Origin of the sequence: Streptomyces sp. NPDC050423 (assembly GCF_040655445.1) — a bacterium.
Lineage (GTDB): Bacteria > Actinomycetota > Actinomycetes > Streptomycetales > Streptomycetaceae > Streptomyces.
The window spans coordinates 63083-84709 of record NZ_JBFAJY010000021.1 but is presented as its reverse complement, the minus strand read 5'-3'; the positions used below and the strand labels follow the sequence as shown (position 1 = coordinate 84709).

Below are 21627 nucleotides of genomic sequence, written 5' to 3'. Positions count from 1 at the left end.
ATGCTCAAACTCGTCGACATCCGCAGGCATGCGGCCGACCGGCCCGTACACACAGCCCTCGTCGACGGCCCGGCGCGGCTGACCTGGCGGCAGTTCGAGGACCAGGTGAGCCGGGTGACGGCCGGACTGCACGCGCTCCTGCCGCCCGGCCGCCCGGCCCGCGCTGCGTTCGCCGCCGGGAACAGCTGGCAGCTCGTCGTCGTGATGGCCGCCTGCTCGACCCTCGGCATCCCGTGCGTCGGCCTGGACTTCACCGCGACGCCCGAAGCCACCGCCCGCGCCCTGGAACAGCTGCGCCCCACCGTGCTGTTCAGCACCGCTCCGCACCGCGCCCTGCTGGCGGCCGCGACCCGGGCCGGGGCCGGACCGGGCGGCGACGCGCTCGCCGTCCACCTCGACGGCCCCGCCGCGAGCGCCCGGAGCTACGCCGCGCTGGCGGCCGCCGAACCCCGCGACGTGGACCCGGTCGAGCAGCCCTTCGCGATGTACTGCTTCACCTCCGGGACCAGCGGCACGCCCCGCATGGTGATCCGGCACACGTCGTTCGAGGCACGCCGACTGGCCCTGCTGGTCGAGCGGTTCGCGTTCGGCCGGGACGACGTGCACCTGTTGACCGTTCCGCTCCACCACTCCTCGGGCCCCGGCTGGGCGCGGGTGTTCCTCGCCGTCGGCGGCCGGCTCGTCCTGTGCCCGCCGGGCGATCCGGAGCAGATGGCCCGGCTGATCCGTACGGAGGGCGTCTCCACCACCCTGGTGGTACCGCCCGACCTGGCGTCCCTGGTCTCGCACCCCGCCTCCGCGGACCTGGCCGCCTGCTCCCGGCTGCGCTTCGTGCTCTCCGGCGGCCGGCACCTCAACCGATGGCTGATCGACACTGCCTGGAAGCGGCTCGGACCCGTTCTGCACCTGTACTACGGCACCACCGAGACCGGCCTGAACACCCTCATCACCCCCGACGACCTGCACACCGCCCCCAGCCGCGCGGGCCGGGCCATGGAGGGCAGCGCCGTCGCGGTGGTCGACGCGCACGGGCACCTCGTGCCGCCGGGCGTCCGGGGCCGCGTCGCCGTCGCGAGCTTCCAGCTGATGGACGACTACGCGACCGGCGTGCCGGTCTTCCTGGACCTCGACACGGGCGACGGCGAGGGCACCCGGCGGTTCCTGCTCACCGGCGACAGCGGCGTGCTCGACGAGGAGGGGCGCCTGGAACTCACCGGCCGCACGGACGGCGTCTCCAAGGTGGACGGGACGGCGCCGCTGGACGTCAATGTCTTCGGGCTCGAATACGACCTGATGGACCTCGACTGCGTACGGGACACCGCGGTCCTGCGCGTCGGCCTGCCGGGCGTCGGCGACGCCCTGATCGTGCCCTTCGTCCCGGTCTCCCCGGAGCGCGGGGCCGAGGGCGAGAGCGCGGTCCGGGCCGCCTGCGCGAGCAGGGTCCCGTGCCTGCCCGCCCATGTGGTGCGGGTCGCCTCGATCCCGTACAGCCCGACCGGCAAGGCACGGGCGGGGGAGCTGCTGGCGCGGGTGCTCCCGCGCGTGCTCGCGGGGGAGCCGGTGGCCCGAGCGGTCAGGTGACCGGGCCGTTTCGGGTGACCGAGTGGCTCCGGTCGGTCACGCCGCCTGGTGGGCGAGCAGTGCCAGCGCGCACAACAGCACCACCAGCAGGGCGATCAGCATCATCGGGTTCATCCCGCCGAAGGGGCCCTGTCCCTGCTGCTCCAGCCGCGCACGGCTGGCCCGGCACACGGGGCAGCGCCCCTCGGCCACGGGCGCCGCACAGTTCGCGCACACCAATCGGTCGTAGGTCATGCGCTTTCCTCCTCCCGCGCGGCGGAGCCGCACAAGCCTTCACTCCGCACAACGCTCACGGAAACGCCACCGTTCCCCTACCACTGTGCCAGCTCGCGCGGATTTCGGCGCGGCCCGCCGGACAGGTCACGGAAGCTCCCGATTCGCTCCCGCTTGCGTTCCGTCATAAATCACCCATCCCGGTACGCGCGCCTGCACGCGTCAGTCCGGTTCGCGTATGGTCACGCTCACCTACTCCCGGCCGACCGTGGTGCATCCGTGATCCGATTCGACAACGTCTCCAAGACTTACCCCAGGCAGAGCCGTCCCGCTCTACGGGATGTGTCTCTCGATATCGAGAAGGGCGAGTTCGTCTTCCTGGTGGGCTCCTCCGGCTCCGGGAAGTCCACCTTCATGCGACTCATCCTCCGTGAGGAGCGCGCCAGCCAGGGCATGGTCCACGTCCTGGGCAAGGACCTCGCGCGCATGTCCAACTGGAAGGTGCCGCACATGCGCCGCCAGTTGGGCACCGTCTTCCAGGACTTCCGGCTGCTTCCCAACAAGACCGTCGCGGAGAACGTGGCGTTCGCCCAGGAAGTGATCGGCAAGCCGCGCGGTGAGATCCGCAAGGCCGTTCCGCAGGTCCTCGACCTCGTCGGCCTCGGCGGCAAGGAGGACCGGATGCCCGGTGAGCTCTCCGGTGGTGAGCAGCAGCGCGTGGCGATCGCGCGGGCCTTCGTGAACCGGCCCATGCTGCTGATCGCGGACGAGCCGACCGGCAACCTCGACCCGCAGACCTCGGTCGGCATCATGAAGCTGCTGGACCGGATCAACCGGACCGGGACCACCGTGATCATGGCGACCCACGACCAGAACATCGTCGACCAGATGCGCAAACGCGTCATCGAGCTCGAGCAGGGCCGTCTCGTACGCGACCAGGCGCGCGGCGTCTACGGCTACCAGCACTGAGCACCCAGCACTGAAAGGACGCCATGCGCGCCCAGTTCGTCCTGTCGGAGATCGGCGTCGGCCTCCGTCGCAACCTCACGATGACCTTCGCCGTCGTCGTCTCCGTCGCCCTCTCGCTCGCCCTGTTCGGTGGCGCGCTGCTCATGCGCGAGCAGGTCAGCACGATGAAGGACTACTGGTACGACAAGGTCAACGTCTCCATCTACCTCTGCGGCAAGGGGGATTCGGAGACGGTGGTCCAGTGCGCCAAGGGTGCGGTCACCGGGGAGCAGAAGAAGGAGATCGAGGGCGATCTCAAGAAGATGGACGTCGTCGAGACGGTGACGTACGAGTCGTCGGACCAGGCGTACAAGCACTACCAGGAGGAGTTCGGCGACTCCCCGATGGCCGGCAACATCACGCCGGACCAGATGCCGGAGTCGTTCCGCGTCAAACTCCACGACCCGACGAAGTACAAGGTCGTCGCCACCGCCTTCGCCGGCCGCAACGGGGTGCAGTCGGTCCAGGACCAGAGAAGCATCCTGGACAACCTGTTCGGGCTGATGAACGGCATGAACGTCGCCGCGCTCTTCGTGATGGCGCTGATGCTGGTCATCGCGCTGATGCTGATCGTGAACACGGTCCGGGTGTCCGCGTTCAGCCGACGGCGCGAGACGGGCATCATGCGGCTCGTCGGTGCCTCCGGCTTCTACATCCAGATGCCGTTCATCATGGAGGCCGCGTTCGCCGGTCTCATCGGCGGCGTACTGGCCTGCGTCATGCTGCTGGCGGGCCGCTACTTCCTGATCGACGGTGGCCTGGCGCTCCAGGACAAGCTGAATCTGATCGACTTCATCGGCTGGGACGCGGTCCTCACCAAGCTCCCGCTGGTCCTGGCCATCGGTCTGCTGATGCCCGCGGTCGCCGCTCTCTTCGCGCTGCGCAAGTACCTCAAGGTATGACGATCACCTCCTGAGGCGCGCGGCCAACAGACCGCGCGCCGGGGAGCCGTACCTCTAGACTCAACGCCATGTCTGGCCCCGTTCATCGTGTCGGGCCCCGCGGACTCTGCCGCGGGGCGGCCCTGACATTGGTCTTCGCGAGCGTTCTCGCCACCGGCGCCGCCACCGGTTCGCTGCCGCGCGGCGACGGGCGCGGTACCGAGACGAAGACCCGGCCCGTCGCCTCCTCCACGGACCGGGACGCGGTGGCCGAGGCCGCCGCCGACGCCGTGGCGGACGGCAAGTCCGGCACCGAGGCGGCCGAGGAGGTCGTCAGCCGCAGCGGGGACCGCTGGGGCGCGGTGTACGACGAGCGGGAGTACCAGGAGTTCGAGCAGGCCCTCGACGGCTCGTACACGGGGGTCGGGATCGCCGCCAGACGCTCCGCCGACGGGCTGGTCGCGGTCGCCCGGGTCCAGCCGGGCAGCCCCGCCGGCCGGGCCGGTATCCGCGCGGGCGACCTGATCCGCACGGTCGACGGCCGCCGGGTCGACCGCCGCCCGGTCTCCGACGTGGTGGCCCTGCTGCGCGGTGACCGTACCGGCGCGGCCGCGGGGAGCGCCGTGGTCCTGGGGGTGCAGCGGGGCTCCGCCGACCGGACCGAGACGCTGCACCGGGCCCGTCTCACCACCGAGGCCGTCACCGTGCGACGGCTCGGACCGGACCGTTCCGATTCCTCCGCAGCTGTACTGATCGAGGTCGGCTCGTTCACCAGGGGTTCGGGCGCCGAGGTCCGTGACGCCGTCCGGGAGGCACCGGCGGGCGCCGGTGTCCTGCTGGACCTGCGCGGCAACTCCGGCGGGCTGGTCACCGAGGCCGTCACCGCGGCCTCCGCCTTCCTGGACGGCGGCCTGGTCGCCACCTACGACGTGCACGGCGAGCAGCGCGCCCTGTACGCGGACGGGGGCGGCGACACCGTGCGCCCCGTCGTCGTCCTCATCGACGGCGGCACGATGAGCGCGGCCGAGCTGCTGACCGGCGCACTCCAGGACCGGGGGCGCGCGGTCACGGTCGGCTCGCGCACCTTCGGCAAGGGCTCCGTCCAGATGCCGAGCAAGCTCGCGGGCGGATCGGTGGCCGAGCTGACCGTGGGCCACTACCGGACTCCGGCGGGCCGGAGCGTCGACGACCGGGGCATCACACCGGACCTCGCGGTGAGCTCACGGGCCCAGGAACGGGCCGAGACGGTATTGAGTGGCCTCGGGGGTGGGTCGTAGTGCGAAAATGGCCGCACTATGGCTAAGGAAAAGGACACCGGGCGCAAGATCATCGCGCAGAACAAGAAGGCGCGTCACGACTACACCATCCTCGACACCTACGAGTGCGGCCTCGCGCTCATGGGCACCGAGGTCAAATCGCTGCGCATGGGCCGGGCCTCGCTGGTGGACGGCTTCGTGCAGATCGACGGCGGCGAGGCGTGGCTGCACAACATCCACGTCCCGGAGTACGTCCAGGGCACCTGGACCAACCACTCGGCCAAGCGCAAGCGCAAGCTGCTGATGCACCGGGCCGAGATCGACAAGCTGGAGTCGAAGTCGCAGGAGACCGGCCACACGATCGTGCCGCTCGCCCTGTACTTCCTCAACGGTCGCGTCAAGGTCGAGATCGCGCTGGCGAAGGGCAAGAAGGAGTACGACAAGCGGCAGACGCTGCGCGAGAAGCAGGACACGAGGGAGACGAACCGGGCGGTCTCGGCGGCCCGCCGGCGCCAGCGGAGCGCCTGACCGGACCCGCGGGGACCGGCCGGCGGCCGGTCCGCCAGGAATACGCTGGCATCGGCGTGCGTTGGTCACGTACGATGGCACTGCACCCCACGGGGTGTGTACCACCTTTGAAAAATCAACATGGGGATGATCGGTTTCGACAGCGGATGTCGAAGCAGGGGAAGCGAGTCGAGGAAGCGGCAATGATCTCGTTAACCATATGTCGCAACCAATAATCGCCAATTCCAAGCGCGATTCCTCCGCCTTCGCCCTCGCTGCCTAATTAGCAGCTAAGCGAAGACTCTGCGGAGTGTCAGCCCGGGGGTGATCCCGACCCGGATCCTGGCATCATTAAGGGATCTAAACTTCTAGGCCCGGTCACGGGGCCCTGAAGGAAATCAAACAGTGGCTGGGCCTGTCGGAGGCTTGTTCGCGTGACCTCCGGGGCCGAGAAAAGCGCAGCGAACTGCACTCGGAGAAGCCCTGATTCCGCACCGTTGGACGCGGGTTCGATTCCCGCCATCTCCACAATTCCCATGTGAACGAGGACCCCGTTGCCGCTGGCAACGGGGTCCTCGTTTTTTTCTGTCCCGCAGGCCGGCCGACCATGAGGGGGCGTGCGGGAGCGCGCACCGGCGCCCGGGGCAGGGGTCGCACCGTTGGTCGGAACAGATGTATGTCTCATCATGGACAACACCGGACAGTAGGGTCGGAGCATCCTCGGCGTGCGCTACATTCATCGTCCGGGTGCGCTGTGGTAGGGGGGGCGCTTGGACAGGGTGGGGGCCCGGTCCGGCGACACACAACCGGTCATTCGCGCGCACCCGATCCTGAGTGGGGGAAGTGCGTACAACAGTGGAAACTTGGCGCGAAGGTGCCCATGCGGGGCACACACACGAGCCGAACGAAGTCACCATCCAACTCGACGGTCTGGGACGGCAGCTCTCCGAGCTGCTCCCGGAACCCGGCGCTCCGGAAGGCTCCGACGGCCCTGTTTTCGTCGACGAGAGCGGGCGGCGGAGCAAGACGCTCCGGCGGTTCGGCTGGGTGATCGCGGCGGTCTGCGTCTGCTTCGCGGTGACGCTCGTCGGCGCCGTCCTCGGCGGCAACTCCAGCGCCCCGTTTCTGCCGCTTTCCGGCCAGGACGAGCACAAGAAGGCGGAAGAGGTGCAGGTGCCTCCGACGCCGGGCGAGAGCGCGGGCGCCCCGGTGGCGCCCGGTGCGTCGGCCGGCTCCTCGCCGTCCGCCCCGGTGAACGGGCGCAGCGCCCCGGTAGTGCAGGGCAGCTCCGCCGCCGGTTCCCCGGCGCCCGGCGCCGGCTCCTCGGCACCGGCCCCCATCGTGCCGGCCGCGGACCGGACCGAGATCAGCGGCGGCGGTGGCACCGCGCCGACCGACGACACCCCGGTCTCCGCCCCGCCCATCAGCACTGTGACGCCTCCCGCCGACCCTGAGACGCCGCCGCCGGACACCGTGACACCGCCCGTCGAGTCCACGGAACCTCCGGTGCAAGAGCAAGAAGGCGCCAAGTAAATGACCACCCCCGTTACGCGGGGCAGGCACAACCGCAAGAAGCAGACCCGGCGGCGCAGGCTCCCCATGCGCTATCTGCTGCCGTTCCTGCTCCTCGTCGCCCTGCTCGCCATGCTGATGCTGCGCGGCTACGTGCACAGCGAAATCCTCGCCGACCACCGGATCCAGCCACCGGCGGCCACCGACAAGGTGCCCCAGCAGGTCCTCGAAGGCGGACCGGTCATCGACGCGCGCAGCGCGACCGAGCCCGCCAAGACCCTGCGCATCCCCGATCACCGCATCGTGCTGACCTTCGACGACGGCCCCGACCCGGTGTGGACCCCGCGGGTGCTCGACAAGCTCAAGGAGTACGACGCGCACGCCGTCTTCTTCGTCACCGGCACCATGGCCTCGCGCTATCCCGAGCTGGTGAAGCGCATGGTCGACGAGGGGCACGAGGTCGGGCTGCACACCTTCAACCACCCCGACCTCTCCTACCAGTCCGACGCGCGCATCGACTGGGAGCTCTCGCAGAACCAGCTGGTGCTGGCGGGCGCGGCCGGAATCCGTACGTCGCTGTTCCGCCCGCCGTACTCCTCGTTCGCCGACGCCATGGACGACAAGTCCTGGCCGGTCACCCAGTACATCGGCAGCCACGGCTACCTCACCGTCGTCAACAACACCGACAGCGAGGACTGGAAGCGCCCCGGTGTCCGCACCATCATCAAGAACGCCACCCCGAAGTACGGCAAGGGCGCCATCGTCCTGATGCACGACTCCGGAGGCGACCGGTCCCAGTCCGTGGCCGCGCTCGACCGCTTCCTGCCCAGGATGCAGGACGAGGGGTACGAATTCGCCAACCTCACCACCGCCCTCGGCGCCCCCAGCGCGCACACCCCGGTCACCGGCCTCGCGCTCTGGAAGGGCAAGGCGTTCGTCCACGCCGTCGCCGTCTCGGAGCACATCACCGATGTGATGGCGGCCGGCCTCGCCGTCATCGGGGTGCTCGTCATCAGCCGCTTCGGACTGATGCTGCTGCTCTCCTTCGCGCACGCGCGCCGGGTCCGGAAACGGGACTTCAGCTGGGGCGAGCCGGTCACCCGCCCGGTGACCGTCCTGGTGCCCGCGTACAACGAACGCGAGTGCATCGCCAACACGGTGCGCTCCCTGGTGGCAAGTGACTATCCGGTCGAAGTCATCGTGATCGACGACGGCTCCACGGACGGCACCGCGGACATCGTCGAGGCGATGTGGCTGCCGAACGTACGGGTGGTGCGCCAGCGCAACGCCGGGAAGCCCGCGGCCCTCAACAACGGCATCGCGCACGCCCGCCACGACATCATCGTGATGATGGACGGCGACACGGTCTTCGAGCCGGCCACCGTCCGCGAGCTCGTGCAGCCCTTCGCCGACCCCCGGGTCGGGGCCGTCGCGGGCAACGCCAAGGTCGGCAACCGGGACTCGATGATCGGGGCCTGGCAGCACATCGAGTACGTGATGGGCTTCAACCTCGACCGCAGGATGTACGACCTGCTGCGCTGCATGCCCACCATTCCCGGCGCGGTCGGGGCGTTCCGCCGTGGCGCGCTGGACCGGATCGGCGGCATGAGCGAGGACACCCTCGCCGAGGACACCGACGTGACGATGGCCCTGCACCGGGACGGCTGGCGCGTCGTGTATGCGGAGAACGCCCGCGCCTGGACCGAGGCGCCGGAGACCGTGCAACAGCTCTGGTCGCAGCGCTACCGGTGGTCGTACGGCACGATGCAGGCCATCTGGAAGCACCGCCGCGCGGTCGTCGAGCGCGGGCCCTCCGGCCGCTTCGGGCGCGTCGGGCTGCCGTTCGTCGCCCTGTTCATGGTCGTCGCCCCGCTGCTCGCGCCCCTCATCGATGTCTTCCTGCTGTACGGACTCGTCTTCGGCCCCACTCAGAAGACGGTCGTCGCCTGGCTCGGCGTCCTGGCGGTGCAGGCCGTCTGCGCCGCGTACGCCTTCCGGCTCGACCGGGAACGCATGACGCATCTGATCTCGCTGCCCCTCCAGCAGATCCTCTACCGGCAGCTCATGTACGTGGTGCTGCTCCAGTCCTGGATCACCGCTCTCACCGGCGGCCGGCTGCGGTGGCAGAAGCTGCGCCGCACCGGAGTCGTGGAGGCGCCCGGCTCGATGCCGAGCCGGCGGCGCGGCAGCAGCAATGACCGGAGGCCCGTCGCATGACCCACCCGAGCCACCCCTCGGCCTACCCGCAGCAGCCGCACGGGGAGCCGCACACGGTGCCCTTCCCGGTGCAGCAGCAGTGGGCGCCCGCCGGACAGGGCCAGTACCCGCCCCCGGCAGCCGGACAGGGCCAGCACCCGCCCCCGCCCGCCGGACAGGGGCCGTACCCGCCCGCCGACGCCCGGTACGCCCCGCCCCCCGGGGCCGGGGCTGCGGTGCCCGCCCCCGCGAAGGAGCCGGCGGCCGGCGCGCCGAAGGCGGGCGGCCGCGACCGCTATCTCGACCTGCTCCGTGCCGTCGCGCTGGTCCGCGTCGTCGTCTACCACCTGTTCGGCTGGGCCTGGCTGACCATCCTGTTCCCGTCCATGGGCGTGATGTTCGCGCTGGCCGGCTCACTGATGGCCCGGTCGCTGGCCCGCCCCGCCCGGAGCGTCCTGCGCGGCCGGCTGCGCAGGCTGCTGCCGCCGATGTGGGCGTTCGCCGCCCTCATCGTGCCCATGATGTTCGTGATGGGCCTGAAGCCGGTGCGGGAGGAGGGCATCTGGTGGTTCCTGAAGCTGGGCTGCTACATCCTGCCGGTCGGCTCACCGCCGTACCCGTGGGTGAGCGGTTCCGAAAGCGGGTTGCTGGAGCAGTCGTGGGCCGAACAGGCGGCGGGCCCGCTCTGGTACATCCGCGCCTACCTGTGGTTCGTCCTGGCCTCCCCGCTGCTGCTGAAGGCGTTCCGCAGACTGCCCTGGGCGACGCTGCTCGCGCCGATCGGCCTCACGGCCGTCATCGGCACCGGTCTGGTGACCGTTCCCGGGGCGACGGGCGAGGCGCTCGTCGACTTCGCGACGTTCGGCTCCTGCTGGATCCTGGGCTTCGCCCACAACGACGGGCTGCTGCGCAGGATCCCGCGCTACATCTCGGTCTCCTCGGCCGCGATCATCATGGCCTTCGGCCTCTGGTGGGCGTCCGGGCACCTCACCGACGAGGGGTGGAACCTGGACGAGATCCCGCTCGCCCAGGCCACCTGGTCACTGGGCTTCTGCGCGATCCTGCTCCAGTACGCGCCCTCGTGGAAGGAACTGCCGGGCCGGCTGGCCGGCTGGGACAGCCCGATCACCCTGGCCAACAACCGGGCCGTGACGATCTACCTCTGGCACAACATGATGATCATGGCGACGATGCCGATCATCGACCAGCTGTGGAACGTCCCGTGGGTCGGTGACCACCTCGGTACGTACATCGACGCCTCGTACGACGCGCTCATGCTGATCCTGATCTGGCCCCTGATAGGGGTGATGATCGTCGCGGTCGGCTGGGTCGAGGACGTGGCGGCCAAACGGCGGCCGCGGCTCTGGCCCAACGGAGCGCCGAAGCGGACCGGGAAGCGGGCCGCGGGACGCGGCACACCGGAACCCGAACCGGCCCGGCCCCCGGGACCGCGCCGGCGATGAGCGCCCTCACCGGGCCGGCACCGGCCCGGTGAGAGCAAGGTTGCCCACCGGTCACCTCACGGCACCACGCCGAAACGCGTGCTCCCTAGCGTCGGGAACAACACCCCGACCCCTTGTGGAGGCGCGTGATGGCCGGCCGTTGGATCGAGCAGTGGGAACCGGAGGACGAGACGTTCTGGCGGGAGAAGGGCGAGCGGATCGCCCGCCGGAATCTGTGGTTCTCCGTCCTCTCCGAGCACATCGGATTCTCGGTCTGGACGCTGTGGTCGGTGATGGTCCTGTTCATGGGACCGGAGTACGGGGTGGACCCGGCCGGGAAGTTCTTCCTGATCTCCACCGCGACGCTGGCCGGTGCGATCGTGCGGGTGCCGTACACCTTCGCCGTGGCCCGGTTCGGCGGGCGGAACTGGACCGTGTTCAGCACGTTCACCCTGCTGGTGCCGACCGTCGCCGCCTACGCGGTGACGGAACCGGGGACCTCGTACAGCACCTTCGTGGCCGTGGCCGCGCTCACCGGCATCGGCGGCGGCAACTTCGCCTCCTCGATGACGAACATCAACGCCTTCTTCCCGCTGCGCGAGAAGGGCTGGGCGCTCGGGCTCAACGCGGGCGGCGGCAATGCCGGGGTGCCCGTCGTACAGCTCGTGGGGCTGCTGGTGATCGGGACGGCGGGCGCCGCGCACCCGCGGATCGTGCTCGGCGCGTACATCCCGCTGATCGTCGTCGCCGCGCTGTGCGCCGCGTGCTTCATGGACAACCTGGCGCCCGTGCGGAACGACACCGGGGCCGCGTGGGACGCCGTCCGCGACCCGCACACCTGGATCATGTCGGTGCTCTACATCGGGACCTTCGGCTCCTTCATCGGCTACGGCTTCGCCTTCGGCCTGGTGCTCCAGACCCAGTTCGGCCGGACCCCGCTGGAGGCCGCCTCGCTCACCTTCGCCGGACCGCTGCTGGGCTCGCTGGTCCGGCCCGTCGGCGGCCGGCTGGCCGACCGGTACGGCGGCGCCCGCGTCACCCTGGTGAACTTCGCCGCGATGGCCGTCGCGGCCGGAGTCGTCGTGTACGCCTCCGGCACCGAGTCGCTCCCCGTGTTCCTCGTCGGCTTCACCGCGCTGTTCGTGCTGACCGGGCTCGGCAACGGATCGACGTACAAGATGATCCCGGGCATCTTCCACACCAGGGCGATCGCCCTCGGCCTGCGCGGCGAGCGGGCGGCGGCGCACGGGCGGCGGCTGTCCGGGGCGGCCATGGGGTTCATCGGCGCGGTCGGCGCACTCGGCGGGCTCGGCATCAACCTCGCCCTCCGGCAGTCCTTCCGGACCTCGGGCACCGGAACGGCGGCCTTCTGGACCTTCCTCGTCCTCTACGGGGCGTGTTCCGTACTCACCTGGGCGGTATACCTTCGCCGCCCCGCGGCGGTCCCGGCGGAGCCCCGGCTCAGCCATGCCGAGGTGTGATGATGGCCGCACGGTGCCGGGCGACGTAACGGGCGGGAAATACGGGCGAACCGAGCCTGTCACGCATCGTTGGCAGGGTCGGTCCTCAGCACCATCGAGCAGCAGCGGGACGAGAGCCGGGTAGACCATATGCACGACGACGGACAGCACGGGCCCCTCGCGGGTTTCACGGTCGGGGTCACCGCCGCGCGCCGGGCGGACGAACTCGCCACGCTGCTGCGGCGGCGGGGTGCCGCCGTGGTGCACGCGCCCGCCCTGCGGATCGTGCCGCTCGCCGACGACAGCGAACTCCTCGCCGCCACCGAGGAACTCATCGACAGCGTTCCCGACGTGGTCATCGCGACCACCGCGATCGGCTTCCGGGGCTGGATCGAGGCCGCCGACGGCTGGGGCGTCGGGGCCCGGCTGCTGGACCGGCTGCGCGGCGTCGAGCTGCTGGCCCGCGGCCCCAAGGTCAAGGGCGCGGTCCGGGCCGCCGGGCTGACGGAGACGTGGTCACCCGCCTCCGAGTCCATGGCGGAAGTGCTGGAACGGCTCCTGGCGCAGGGCGTCGAGGGCCGCCGCATCGCCCTCCAGCTGCACGGCGAACCGCTCCCCGGCTTCGTGGAGTCACTGCGGGCGGCCGGCGCCGAGGTCATCGGCGTCCCGGTCTACCGCTGGATGCCGCCCGAGGACATCGGCCCGCTCGACCGGCTCCTCGACCTCACCACCGCCCGCGGCCTGGACGCCCTCACCTTCACCAGCGCCCCGGCCGCCGCCTCGCTGCTGCGCCGCGCCGGGGAACGCGGCATGCTTCCCGAGCTCCTGGGCGCCCTGCGGGACGACGTCGTGTCGGCCTGCGTCGGACCGGTCACCGCACTGCCGCTGCAGGCCCACGGGCTCGACACCATCCAGCCGGAGCGCTTCCGGCTCGGCCCGCTCGTCCAGGTGCTCTGCCGTGAACTGCCGACCCGGGCACGTACGCTGCCGGTCGCCGGGCACCGGGTCGAGATCCGCGGCCACGCGGTCCTGGTCGACGACGAGCTGCGCCCGGTGCCGCCGGCCGGGATGACCCTGTTGCACACCCTGGCCCGCAGGCCGGGCTGGGTGGTGGCCCGCGCCGATCTGCTGCGCGCCCTGCCCGGCAGCGGTACGGACGAGCACGCGGTGGAGACGGCCATGGCCCGGCTGCGTGCCGCGCTCGGCGTGCCCCGGATCGTCCAGACGGTCGTCAAACGCGGTTACCGGCTGGCCCTGGACCCGGCGTCGGACGCCAAGTACGCGGACTCCTGAGGGAGCTGTCGCGCCACCGGGCGGGAGGCCCGAGCGCGGCGGTGCGCAGGACCGCCCGTACCGCGGCGGGGCCGTCCCGTGCTTCGCGTGCGCGGGCGCGCCCGCGTACGCGGGCGTCCAAGGGGCGCCCGGGACCGCCGGGATACCGTGCGGGGATGATCAACGACACCCACCGGCTCGACGCGGAGGTACGGCTCCGTCCCGTCACCGAGGCCGACGCCGCCTCCCTCGCCGCATCGATGACCCGCAGCCGGACGTACATGAGCCCCTGGGAACCCCGGCGGCCCGACGCCTTCTACACCGAGCGGGGGCAGCGGGAGCGGGTGGCCGGGCTGCTGGCCGAACGCGAGGCCGGGCGCCTGATGCCGTGGGTGCTGGCGGACGGGGAGGACCGGGCGATCGGCGGGGTCAACCTCAACGCCATCGCGCTCGGGCCGTTCCGCAGCGCCACGCTCGGCTACTGGGTGGACGTCGAGTGCGCGGGCCGCGGGCTGGCCACCGCGGCGGTGCGGCTCATCTGCGACCTGGCCCGGGACGAACTGCGGCTGCACCGGGTCGAGGCGGGCACGGTGCCGGACAACACCGCCTCGCAGCGGGTGCTCGCCAAATGCGGCTTCGAGCAGTTCGGCTTCGCCCCGCGCTATCTCCACATCGACGGCGAATGGCGCGATCACCGCCTCTTCCAGCGCGTCCTGCACGACGGCCCGGTGACCGGGGAACCGGTCGCGCGCGGCGTCTGAGAGCCCGGCTGCCGGGGTCCGCGCGGCGGCAGGGGTTACGGGCGGGGTTCGGGAGGGGCACTCTGGTGTGGACGTCGGACGGACCCAAGGCGGTGACATGCGCATGGCAACGCGCAAGGGCTCGTGCGACTGGCGGTTCGACGCCGGGCGGCTCTGTCTCGACCTGGTGGCGACGGGGGAGGGCAGCGCCGACGCCCCCGATCCGCTGGAGGGGCCCGAGCGGCTCGCCCACTGGCTGGTGGCCTCCGGGGCCGTGCCGCAGGGCACCCGGCTCACGGCCCTGGACCACAACTGGCTCGTGCTCTTCCGCCAGTTGAGGACCGCCGTCGACCGGCTGCTGACCGCGCAGCTCGGCGGCCGCGGAGCCGAGGGCGCCCTGGAGCGCGTCAACTCCCTCGCCGCCGGAGCGCCGCCCGCGGTGCGCGCCGTGCGTACCGGGAACGGCGCCCTGGTACGCGGGCTCAGCACCGAACCCGACTGCCGGGCGCTGCTCGCCACCGTGGCACGCGACGCCGTGGAGCTGCTCACCGACCCGGTGGCCCTGGGCGGGCTGCGCCGCTGCGAGGGCGACAACTGCCGCCGGATCTACCTGGACACCTCGCGCGGCCGGCGCCGGCGCTGGTGCTCCAGCGAGGTGTGCGGGAACCGCGAACGGGTCGCCCGGCACCGGCGGCGCAACGCGGACCCGGCCGGCCGGTCCGCGAGTCCGTGACCCCGGCGGCGTAGGCACTTCGGGCCGGCCGCTGTTCCGGCCGGCGAGATCACATGCTCGTGGCAGGTGCGCGACGGGCCCCGCGTCGCATAGGGTTGACGGCTGCCCAATGCACGTCAGAAGGGGGTCTCAGTGGCCGCGCAGGATGCCGCTGTCGATTCGTTGCGGGACCGGGAAATCGGTGTCGAGCAGGAACATCTCGACCATGTGTACCGCCGCCTCGAGGAGAAGATCCACGAGGCGGAATTTCTCATGAGTGATGCCGTCAAACGCGGCCAGGTCGGGACACCCGGAGCGCTCGCCGAGCGCGACGCCCAGGTGTTCCGGGCCGGAATCCACCTCAACCGGCTGAACAGCGAGTTCGAGGACTTCCTCTTCGGAAGGATCGACCTGCTGCTCGGCAAGGACGGTGAGCGCGGCCCCGACGGAGCCTTCACCTCCGTGGAGCCGGCCGACGACGCAGTACGGGAGGACAGCACCGCCGACATCGCGGAGACGCTGCACATCGGCCGGATCGGGGTCCTCGACTCCGACTACGCGCCCCTGGTCATCGACTGGCGGGCGCCGGCAGCCGCGCCCTTCTACCGGTCGACGCCGAAGGAACCGGGCAGGGTGGTACGCCGCCGGGTCATCCGCTCCAAGGGCCGCAGGGTCCTCGGGGTCGAGGACGACCTGATGCGTCCCGAGCTGACCGCGTACCAGGAGGGCGAGAAGCTCCCCGTCATCGGGGACGGAGCGCTGATGGCGGCGCTCGGGCAGGCCCGCAGCCACACCATGCGGGACATCGTCTCCTCCATCCAGGCCGAGCAGGACCTGGTGATCCGGGCGCCCGCCGCCTCGGTCACCGAGGTCTCGGGCGGTCCCGGCACCGGCAAGACCGCGGTCGCCCTGCACCGTGCCGCGTACCTGCTCTACCAGGACCGGCGGCGGTACGCGGGCGGCATCCTCGTCGTCTCGCCGACCCCGCTGCTGGTCGCGTACACCGAAGGGGTGCTGCCCTCGCTCGGTGAGGAGGGCCAGGTCGCGATCCGTGCGGTCGGCTCGCTGTCGGACGAGGCGGCGGGCACGGCGGGCGCCACCACCTACGACGAACCGGCCGTCGCCCGGATCAAGGGCTCGTCACGGATTCTCCATGTGCTGCGCAAGGCGGCCCGCGGGGCGCTGGAACAGCCCACGGTCCGGCCGGCCGCCGGGGACGACGGCCAGCTGGCGTTCGGGGAGCCCGAGGAAGCCCCGCAGGGGGCCGTCACGCCCGCCCGGCTGCGGGTGGTGGCCTTCGGCGCCCGGGTCGAGCTGAACGAGGACGAGCTCCGGCGCATCCGGAACAACGTCCTCAGCGGCACCGCACCGGTCAACCTGCTGCGCCCGCGCGCCCGCAAACTGCTGCTGGACGCGCTGTGGAGCAGGTCGTCCGGCCGGGGCCGCTACACCGATCAGGAGCTGGCCGCCGAACTGCGCTCGTCGTTCGACGAGGACGTCTCCACCGAGACGCCGTTCATCCAGTTCCTGAACGCGTGGTGGCCCGAGCTCACCCCGCGCGGGGTGCTCGCCGCGATGGCGGACGAGAAGCGGCTCGCCCGATGGGCGCGCCGGATCCTCAACCAGGGCGAGGTGCGCCGGCTCGCGCGCTCCCTGAAGCGCCTCGACAGCGCGGGGCAGGGGCCGCTGTCCGTCCACGACGTGGCGATGCTGGACGAGTTGCAGTACCTGATCGGCACCCCGAACAGGCCGAAGCGCAAACGCGAGTTCGATCCGCTGGACCACCTCACCGGTCTGGAGGAGCTGATGCCGCAGCGGGAGGAGACCCAGTGGGAGCGGGCCGAACGGCTCGCGGCGGAGCGCACGGAGTACGCGCACGTCATCGTGGACGAGGCGCAGGACCTCACGCCCATGCAGTGGCGGATGGTCGGCCGCCGCGGCCGGCACGCCACCTGGACGATCGTCGGGGACCCGGCGCAGTCCTCCTGGTCCGACCCGGACGAGGCGGCCGCGGCGCGCGACGAGGCCCTCGGCAGCCGCCCGCGCCGCCGGTTCACCCTGACCGTCAACTACCGCAACCCGGCGGAGATCGCCGAACTCGCCGCCAAGGTCCTCGCGCTCGCGATGCCCGGCATGGAGTCACCGGCCGCCGTCCGCTCCACGGGCGTCCGGCCGCGCTTCGAGACCGTGCGGGACGGTGATCTGGCCGCGACCGTGCGCGAGGAGGCACGGCGGCTGCTCGGCGAGGTCGACGGCACGGTCGGTGTCGTCGTCGCGATGAACCGGCGGGCCCAGGCCCGCACGTGGCTCGCGGAGCTCGGCGAACGGGTGGTCGCGCTGGGCAGCCTGGAGGCGAAGGGCCTGGAGTACGACGCCACGGTGGTCGTCTCGCCCGCGGAGATCGCGGACGAGTCCCCGGCGGGGCTGCGGGTGCTGTACGTCGCGTTGACGCGGGCCACGCAGCAGCTCACGGTCGTGGCGGGGGAGCGGGATCTGCCCGACGAGGACGGGGTGCCGGACCTGCTGAGGGACTGACGCGCACCGGTACGGCAGCGGGCCGAGGAGCCTTTTCCGGGTCGTCCCGCGCCGTGGGAATCACTTCTCCGGGGTGTTTGTTAGCCTGGAGTCGGCATCGGCTCGATCCAAGCCCCCGGGCCCAACCTTAGTCGCTTCGAGCGACCACTTGCCGCGAGGCGAGCATGGCGGGCCGGTGCCGTTCAACCGAAGAAGACAGACCCGCGTCACCTCCCGGTGGCGCGGGTCTGTTTCCGTTCACGGGGCCGGACGCCGCCCGGACGGGGCCCGGATGCGGCTCGGACGAGGCGGGGGTGCAGGGTGGGACGCGGGCCCGTCGGGGGGTTCCGCTGGAGCCCTCGTATCTCGTATGGTGGAAAACCCTTTCCGAAGTGCGGCAGTCATTACCGGCTACCCACCGGTAGGTGCGAATATCTGAAGACGTGTGCGGGGTCTGTCGTTGTTTGCAGCCCCGGCCGCGTAGCAATGAAGCTAAGGAAAGCGAAGGACTCGGCCATGGCAACGGCGCCCAGCGTCTCGTACTCGATGACGGTCAGGCTGGAGGTGCCCGCGAGCGGCACAGCGGTCTCCCAGCTCACCACGGCCGTGGAGTCCTCCGGTGGTTCGGTCACCGGCCTCGACGTGACCGCTTCCGGCCACGACAAGCTTCGGATCGACGTCACGATCGCGGCCTCCTCCACCTCGCACGCCGACGAGATCGTCGAAGGCCTGCGCGACATCGAGGGCGTCGTCCTCGGCAAGGTGTCCGACCGTACGTTCCTGATGCACCTCGGCGGCAAGATCGAGATGCAGTCGAAGCACCCCATCCGCAACCGTGACGACCTCTCGATGATCTACACCCCCGGTGTGGCCCGGGTCTGCATGGCGATCGCCGAGAACCCCGAGGACGCCCGCCGCCTCACCATCAAGCGCAACTCCGTCGCAGTCGTGACGGACGGTTCCGCGGTGCTCGGCCTCGGCAACATCGGCCCGATGGCCGCCCTCCCGGTGATGGAGGGCAAGGCGGCCCTCTTCAAGCGGTTCGCCGGCATCGACGCCTGGCCGCTCTGCCTGGACACCCAGAACACCGACGAGATCGTCGCGATCGTCAAGGCGATCGCACCCGGCTTCGCGGGCATCAACCTGGAGGACATCTCCGCGCCGCGCTGCTTCGAGATCGAGGCCCGGCTGCGCGAGGCCCTGGACATCCCCGTCTTCCACGACGACCAGCACGGCACCGCCATCGTCGTGCTGGCCTCGCTGACCAACGCGCTGCGCGTGGTGGAAAAGGCCATCGGGGACGTGCGGGTCGTCATGTCCGGCGCCGGGGCGGCCGGTACGGCCATCCTGAAGCTCCTCATCGCCGCGGGCGTCAAGCACGCGGTCGTCGCCGACATCCACGGTGTGGTGCACGCCGGCCGCGAGGACCTGGTCTCCGCCGCGCCCGACTCGCCGCTGCGCTGGATCGCCGAAAACACCAACCCGGAATCCGTCACCGGCACCCTCAAGCAGGCTGTCGTGGGCGCCGACGTCTTCATCGGCGTCTCGGCCCCGAACGTGCTGGACGGGAGCGATGTCGCGGCCATGGCGGACGGTGCGATCGTGTTCGCGCTCGCGAACCCGGACCCCGAGGTCGACCCCGCGGTGGCTCGCGAGACGGCGGCGGTCGTGGCCACCGGCCGTTCCGACTTCCCCAACCAGATCAACAACGTCCTGGTCTTCCCCGGCGTCTTCCGCGGACTTCTGGACGCCCAGTCCCGCGCCGTCAACACGGAGATGATGCTCGCCGCCGCGCACGCCCTCGCGGATGTCGTCGCCCCGGACGAGGTGAACGCGAACTACATCATCCCGTCGGTCTTCAACGACAAGGTCGCCGGAGCGGTCGCCGGAGCGGTCCGGGACGCCGCCAAGTCGACCGGCTCGGTTGTGACGGGTCCCACGTCCGTCTGATGTTTGGCGCGTCGCGGGTCGCGGCGCCCCAAACGCCCCTTTAGGGTGGGCGGGCGACGCGTCCCGCGGAGCCCCGCACCCGCTGCGGATCGTTTTCGGGGAGTCGACGGAACGTCACCACGACGAGGCAGTGGCGCTTTTCGTGTGACTCCGGAGGGTGCCGGATTGGCTTTCCCGCCGCAGGTGGGGGCAGGATGCTTTCCCAAGGACTTCGTCCGGGGGGAGACCCCACGGGGCGCGAGGGTCTAACACGGACCCGAGTCCGGGGACTGTCCGAGGGCCCTGGCAGCATCGGCTTCGATCTCACGCCTCACAGGCAAGAAGAACACGGGAGTAACAACATGAACCGCAGTGAGCTGGTGGCCGCCCTGGCCGACCGCGCCGAGGTGACTCGCAAGGACGCCGACGCCGTGCTGGCCGCGCTCGCCGAGACCGTCGGTGAGATCGTCGCCAAGGGCGACGAGAAGGTCACCATCCCCGGTTTCCTGACCTTCGAGCGCACCCACCGTGCCGCTCGCACCGCGCGTAACCCGCAGACCGGCGACCCGATCAACATCCCGGCCGGCTACAGCGTGAAGGTCTCCGCGGGCTCGAAGCTCAAGGAAGCCGCCAAGGGTAAGTAACACCCCCTGGGCACGACGAAGGGCGGTCACCCCGACCAGGGTGGCCGCCCTTCGGCATACGGGCCGCAGAACGCCGTTCCGGGCCTCTGAGGGCCCTGCGCGCCGTTGCGGGCCCCCGGCGACAGACGAGCGGGGGCCCGGGGCAGTGCCCCGAACCCCCGCCCGTCTGTCCGCCCGAGCCTGTCAGACGAGTGAACCGCCCGGCAGCTCCACCTTCGCGCCGAGCTTCTCCAGCTTGTCCATGAAGTTCTCGTAGCCGCGGTTGATCAGGTCGATCCCGTGCACCCGGGACGTCCCCTGCGCCGCCAGAGCGGCGATCAGGTACGAGAAACCGCCGCGCAGGTCCGGGATGACCAGATCCGCGCCCTGAAGCTTCGTCGGCCCGGAGACGACCGCGGAGTGCAGGAAGTTGCGCTGTCCGAAGCGGCAGTCGGAGCCGCCCAGGCACTCGCGGTAGAGCTGGATGTGCGCACCCATCTGGTTGAGCGCAGAGGTGAAGCCGAGCCGGGACTCGTACACCGTCTCGTGGACGATCGACAGGCCCGCGGCCTGCGTCAGCGCCACGACCAGCGGCTGCTGCCAGTCCGTCTGGAAGCCGGGGTGCACGTCCGTCTCCAGCGCGATGGCGTTCAGCGCGCCGCCCGGATGCCAGAAGCGGATGCCCTCGTCGTCGATCTCGAAGGCACCGCCGACCCGCCGGAAGGTGTTCAGGAACGTCATCATCGAGCGCTGCTGCGCCCCGTGGACGTAGATGTTGCCCTCGGTCGCCAGTGCCGCGGACGCCCAGGAGGCGGCCTCCAGGCGGTCCGGGATGGCCCGGTGGGTGTAGCCGTCGAGACGGTCGACACCGGTGATCCGGATGGTCCGGTCGGTGTCCATGGAGATGATCGCGCCCATCTTCTGCAGTACGCAGATGAGGTCCTCGATCTCCGGCTCCACGGCCGCGTTGGACAGCTCGGTGACGCCCTCGGCGAGCACGGCCGTCAGCAGCACCTGCTCGGTGGAGCCCACCGACGGGTACGGCAGCCGGATCTTGGTGCCGCGCAGCCGCTGCGGGGCCTCCAGGTACTGGCCGTCCGCCCGCTTCTCGATCGTCGCGCCGAACTGGCGCAGCACGTCGAAGTGGAAGTCGATCGGCCGGCCGCCGATGTCGCAGCCGCCGAGCCCCGGGATGAACGCGTGGCCCAGCCGGTGCAGCAGCGGGCCGCAGAAGAGGATCGGGATGCGCGACGAGCCCGCGTGGGCGTCGATGTCGGCGACGTTCGCGCTCTCGACGTGCGTGGGATCGAGGATCAGCTCGCCCGGTTCGTCACCCGGACGGACCGTCACGCCGTGCAGCTGGAGGAGCCCGCGGACCACCCGCACATCGCGGATGTCGGGCACGTTGCGGAGTCGGCTGGGCCCGCTGCCGAGCAGCGCGGCGACCATTGCCTTCGGCACCAGGTTCTTGGCGCCTCGGACGCGGATCTCGCCCTCCAGCGGGGTTCCGCCGTGGACAAGCAGGACATCGTCTGTGCCGGTCATGAATCTCGCGTTCCGGAGTGGTCGGGCGGGGGGCCAATCGAAAGGGTAATGGCCGTGCGCCCCCCTTCCGTAAGAAAGCGGGGGGTGTACGAACGTCATGAATCCGCCACAACACGCTCCGCGTCCTGGATCTTGCGGAGGGTGACCGTCCGGATGGGTGCCCGGCCGTGCGCTCCTTGTGCACCCGTGCGCCCTGAGCTGCGCTCGGGCACCCAGGGCGACGACCGGGTCACTTG

17 protein-coding genes and 1 other RNA gene are annotated in these 21627 nt (G+C 71.0%); 16 read left to right on the top strand and 2 right to left on the bottom strand.

Going from position 1 to position 21627, the window contains the following annotated elements:
- Positions 1-1581 carry a class I adenylate-forming enzyme family protein gene (locus AB0I52_RS17690; RefSeq protein WP_363073507.1) on the top strand — a complete coding sequence of 527 codons (1581 nt, stop codon included), beginning with the start codon at positions 1-3 and terminating at the stop codon, positions 1579-1581.
- 36 nt (positions 1582-1617) lie between these two features.
- Here AB0I52_RS17690 and AB0I52_RS17685 read toward each other — a convergent pair whose 3' ends face one another.
- Positions 1618-1815, bottom strand: coding sequence for a hypothetical protein (locus AB0I52_RS17685; protein WP_363073505.1), 198 nt, complete (start codon positions 1813-1815; stop codon positions 1618-1620).
- Between the two features lie 258 nt (positions 1816-2073).
- Between AB0I52_RS17685 and ftsE the strand changes: the two genes are divergently transcribed.
- From ftsE to AB0I52_RS17610, 15 genes are all read left to right on the top strand, one after another.
- Positions 2074-2763 (top strand): cell division ATP-binding protein FtsE, encoded by a 690-nt coding sequence (ftsE, locus tag AB0I52_RS17680; protein ID WP_327337139.1) that lies wholly within the window; start codon positions 2074-2076, stop codon positions 2761-2763.
- 23 nt (positions 2764-2786) lie between these two features.
- Positions 2787-3704 (top strand): permease-like cell division protein FtsX, encoded by a 918-nt coding sequence (ftsX, locus tag AB0I52_RS17675; RefSeq protein ID WP_363073502.1) that lies wholly within the window; start codon positions 2787-2789, stop codon positions 3702-3704.
- Positions 3705-3772: 68 nt separating this feature from the next.
- Complete coding sequence (locus AB0I52_RS17670) at positions 3773-4960, top strand: S41 family peptidase (RefSeq protein ID WP_363073500.1); 1188 nt, start codon at positions 3773-3775, stop codon at positions 4958-4960.
- Between the two features lie 18 nt (positions 4961-4978).
- Positions 4979-5467, top strand: a complete 489-nt coding sequence (smpB, locus tag AB0I52_RS17665; RefSeq protein WP_362961363.1) for an SsrA-binding protein SmpB — start codon at positions 4979-4981, stop codon at positions 5465-5467.
- Positions 5468-5589: 122 nt separating this feature from the next.
- Positions 5590-5977: a transfer-messenger RNA gene (gene ssrA, locus AB0I52_RS17660) on the top strand.
- Between the two features lie 324 nt (positions 5978-6301).
- On the top strand, positions 6302-6979 hold the full coding sequence (locus AB0I52_RS17655; protein WP_363073498.1) for a hypothetical protein: 678 nt from the start codon (positions 6302-6304) through the stop codon (positions 6977-6979).
- Positions 6980-9175, top strand: coding sequence for a glycosyltransferase (locus tag AB0I52_RS17650; RefSeq protein WP_363073496.1), 2196 nt, complete (start codon positions 6980-6982; stop codon positions 9173-9175).
- On the top strand, positions 9172-10617 hold the full coding sequence (locus tag AB0I52_RS17645; protein WP_363073494.1) for an acyltransferase family protein: 1446 nt from the start codon (positions 9172-9174) through the stop codon (positions 10615-10617). The genes AB0I52_RS17650 and AB0I52_RS17645 overlap by 4 nt, the downstream gene beginning before the upstream one ends.
- 128 nt (positions 10618-10745) lie before the next feature.
- Positions 10746-12077 carry a nitrate/nitrite transporter gene (locus tag AB0I52_RS17640; protein WP_363073492.1) on the top strand — a complete coding sequence of 444 codons (1332 nt, stop codon included), beginning with the start codon at positions 10746-10748 and terminating at the stop codon, positions 12075-12077.
- A gap of 129 nt (positions 12078-12206) precedes the next feature.
- A complete protein-coding gene (locus tag AB0I52_RS17635) occupies positions 12207-13349 on the top strand; it encodes a uroporphyrinogen-III synthase (RefSeq protein ID WP_363073490.1) in 1143 nt (380 codons plus the stop codon).
- A 155-nt stretch (positions 13350-13504) separates the two neighbouring features.
- The gene (locus AB0I52_RS17630) at positions 13505-14089 is read left to right on the top strand and encodes a GNAT family protein (protein ID WP_363073488.1); all 585 of its coding nucleotides are present in this window, start codon (positions 13505-13507) and stop codon (positions 14087-14089) included.
- 103 nt (positions 14090-14192) lie between these two features.
- Positions 14193-14801, top strand: a complete 609-nt coding sequence (locus tag AB0I52_RS17625; RefSeq protein ID WP_363073558.1) for a CGNR zinc finger domain-containing protein — start codon at positions 14193-14195, stop codon at positions 14799-14801.
- A 207-nt stretch (positions 14802-15008) separates the two neighbouring features.
- Entirely contained in the window at positions 15009-17315 is a 2307-nt protein-coding gene (locus AB0I52_RS17620) for a UvrD-helicase domain-containing protein (RefSeq protein WP_363073556.1), read from the top strand.
- A 495-nt stretch (positions 17316-17810) separates the two neighbouring features.
- Positions 17811-19244, top strand: coding sequence for an NAD-dependent malic enzyme (locus AB0I52_RS17615; protein WP_363073486.1), 1434 nt, complete (start codon positions 17811-17813; stop codon positions 19242-19244).
- 341 nt (positions 19245-19585) lie between these two features.
- On the top strand, positions 19586-19867 hold the full coding sequence (locus tag AB0I52_RS17610) for an HU family DNA-binding protein (RefSeq protein ID WP_003968811.1): 282 nt from the start codon (positions 19586-19588) through the stop codon (positions 19865-19867).
- A 183-nt stretch (positions 19868-20050) separates the two neighbouring features.
- On the opposite strand, the gene murA is transcribed toward AB0I52_RS17610, so the two are convergent.
- Positions 20051-21391 carry a UDP-N-acetylglucosamine 1-carboxyvinyltransferase gene (gene murA, locus AB0I52_RS17605; protein ID WP_350996665.1) on the bottom strand — a complete coding sequence of 447 codons (1341 nt, stop codon included), beginning with the start codon at positions 21389-21391 and terminating at the stop codon, positions 20051-20053.
- Positions 21392-21627 lie beyond the last annotated feature (236 nt).

Bases quoted from the DNA above. Each gene is read 5' to 3' on its own strand.
- AB0I52_RS17690 (WP_363073507.1), top strand. From the start codon at position 1: ATGCTCAAACTCGTCGACATCCGCAGGCATGCGGCCGACCGGCCCGTA.
- AB0I52_RS17685 (WP_363073505.1), bottom strand. From the start codon at position 1,815: ATGACCTACGACCGATTGGTGTGCGCGAACTGTGCGGCGCCCGTGGCC.
- ftsX (WP_363073502.1), top strand. From the start codon at position 2,787: ATGCGCGCCCAGTTCGTCCTGTCGGAGATCGGCGTCGGCCTCCGTCGC.
- AB0I52_RS17670 (WP_363073500.1), top strand. From the start codon at position 3,773: ATGTCTGGCCCCGTTCATCGTGTCGGGCCCCGCGGACTCTGCCGCGGG.
- smpB (WP_362961363.1), top strand. From the start codon at position 4,979: ATGGCTAAGGAAAAGGACACCGGGCGCAAGATCATCGCGCAGAACAAG.
- AB0I52_RS17650 (WP_363073496.1), top strand. From the start codon at position 6,980: ATGACCACCCCCGTTACGCGGGGCAGGCACAACCGCAAGAAGCAGACC.
- AB0I52_RS17645 (WP_363073494.1), top strand. From the start codon at position 9,172: ATGACCCACCCGAGCCACCCCTCGGCCTACCCGCAGCAGCCGCACGGG.
- AB0I52_RS17640 (WP_363073492.1), top strand. From the start codon at position 10,746: ATGGCCGGCCGTTGGATCGAGCAGTGGGAACCGGAGGACGAGACGTTC.
- AB0I52_RS17635 (WP_363073490.1), top strand. From the start codon at position 12,207: ATGCACGACGACGGACAGCACGGGCCCCTCGCGGGTTTCACGGTCGGG.
- AB0I52_RS17630 (WP_363073488.1), top strand. From the start codon at position 13,505: ATGATCAACGACACCCACCGGCTCGACGCGGAGGTACGGCTCCGTCCC.
- AB0I52_RS17625 (WP_363073558.1), top strand. From the start codon at position 14,193: ATGGCAACGCGCAAGGGCTCGTGCGACTGGCGGTTCGACGCCGGGCGG.
- AB0I52_RS17615 (WP_363073486.1), top strand. From the start codon at position 17,811: ATGGCAACGGCGCCCAGCGTCTCGTACTCGATGACGGTCAGGCTGGAG.
- AB0I52_RS17610 (WP_003968811.1), top strand. From the start codon at position 19,586: ATGAACCGCAGTGAGCTGGTGGCCGCCCTGGCCGACCGCGCCGAGGTG.
- murA (WP_350996665.1), bottom strand. From the start codon at position 21,391: ATGACCGGCACAGACGATGTCCTGCTTGTCCACGGCGGAACCCCGCTG.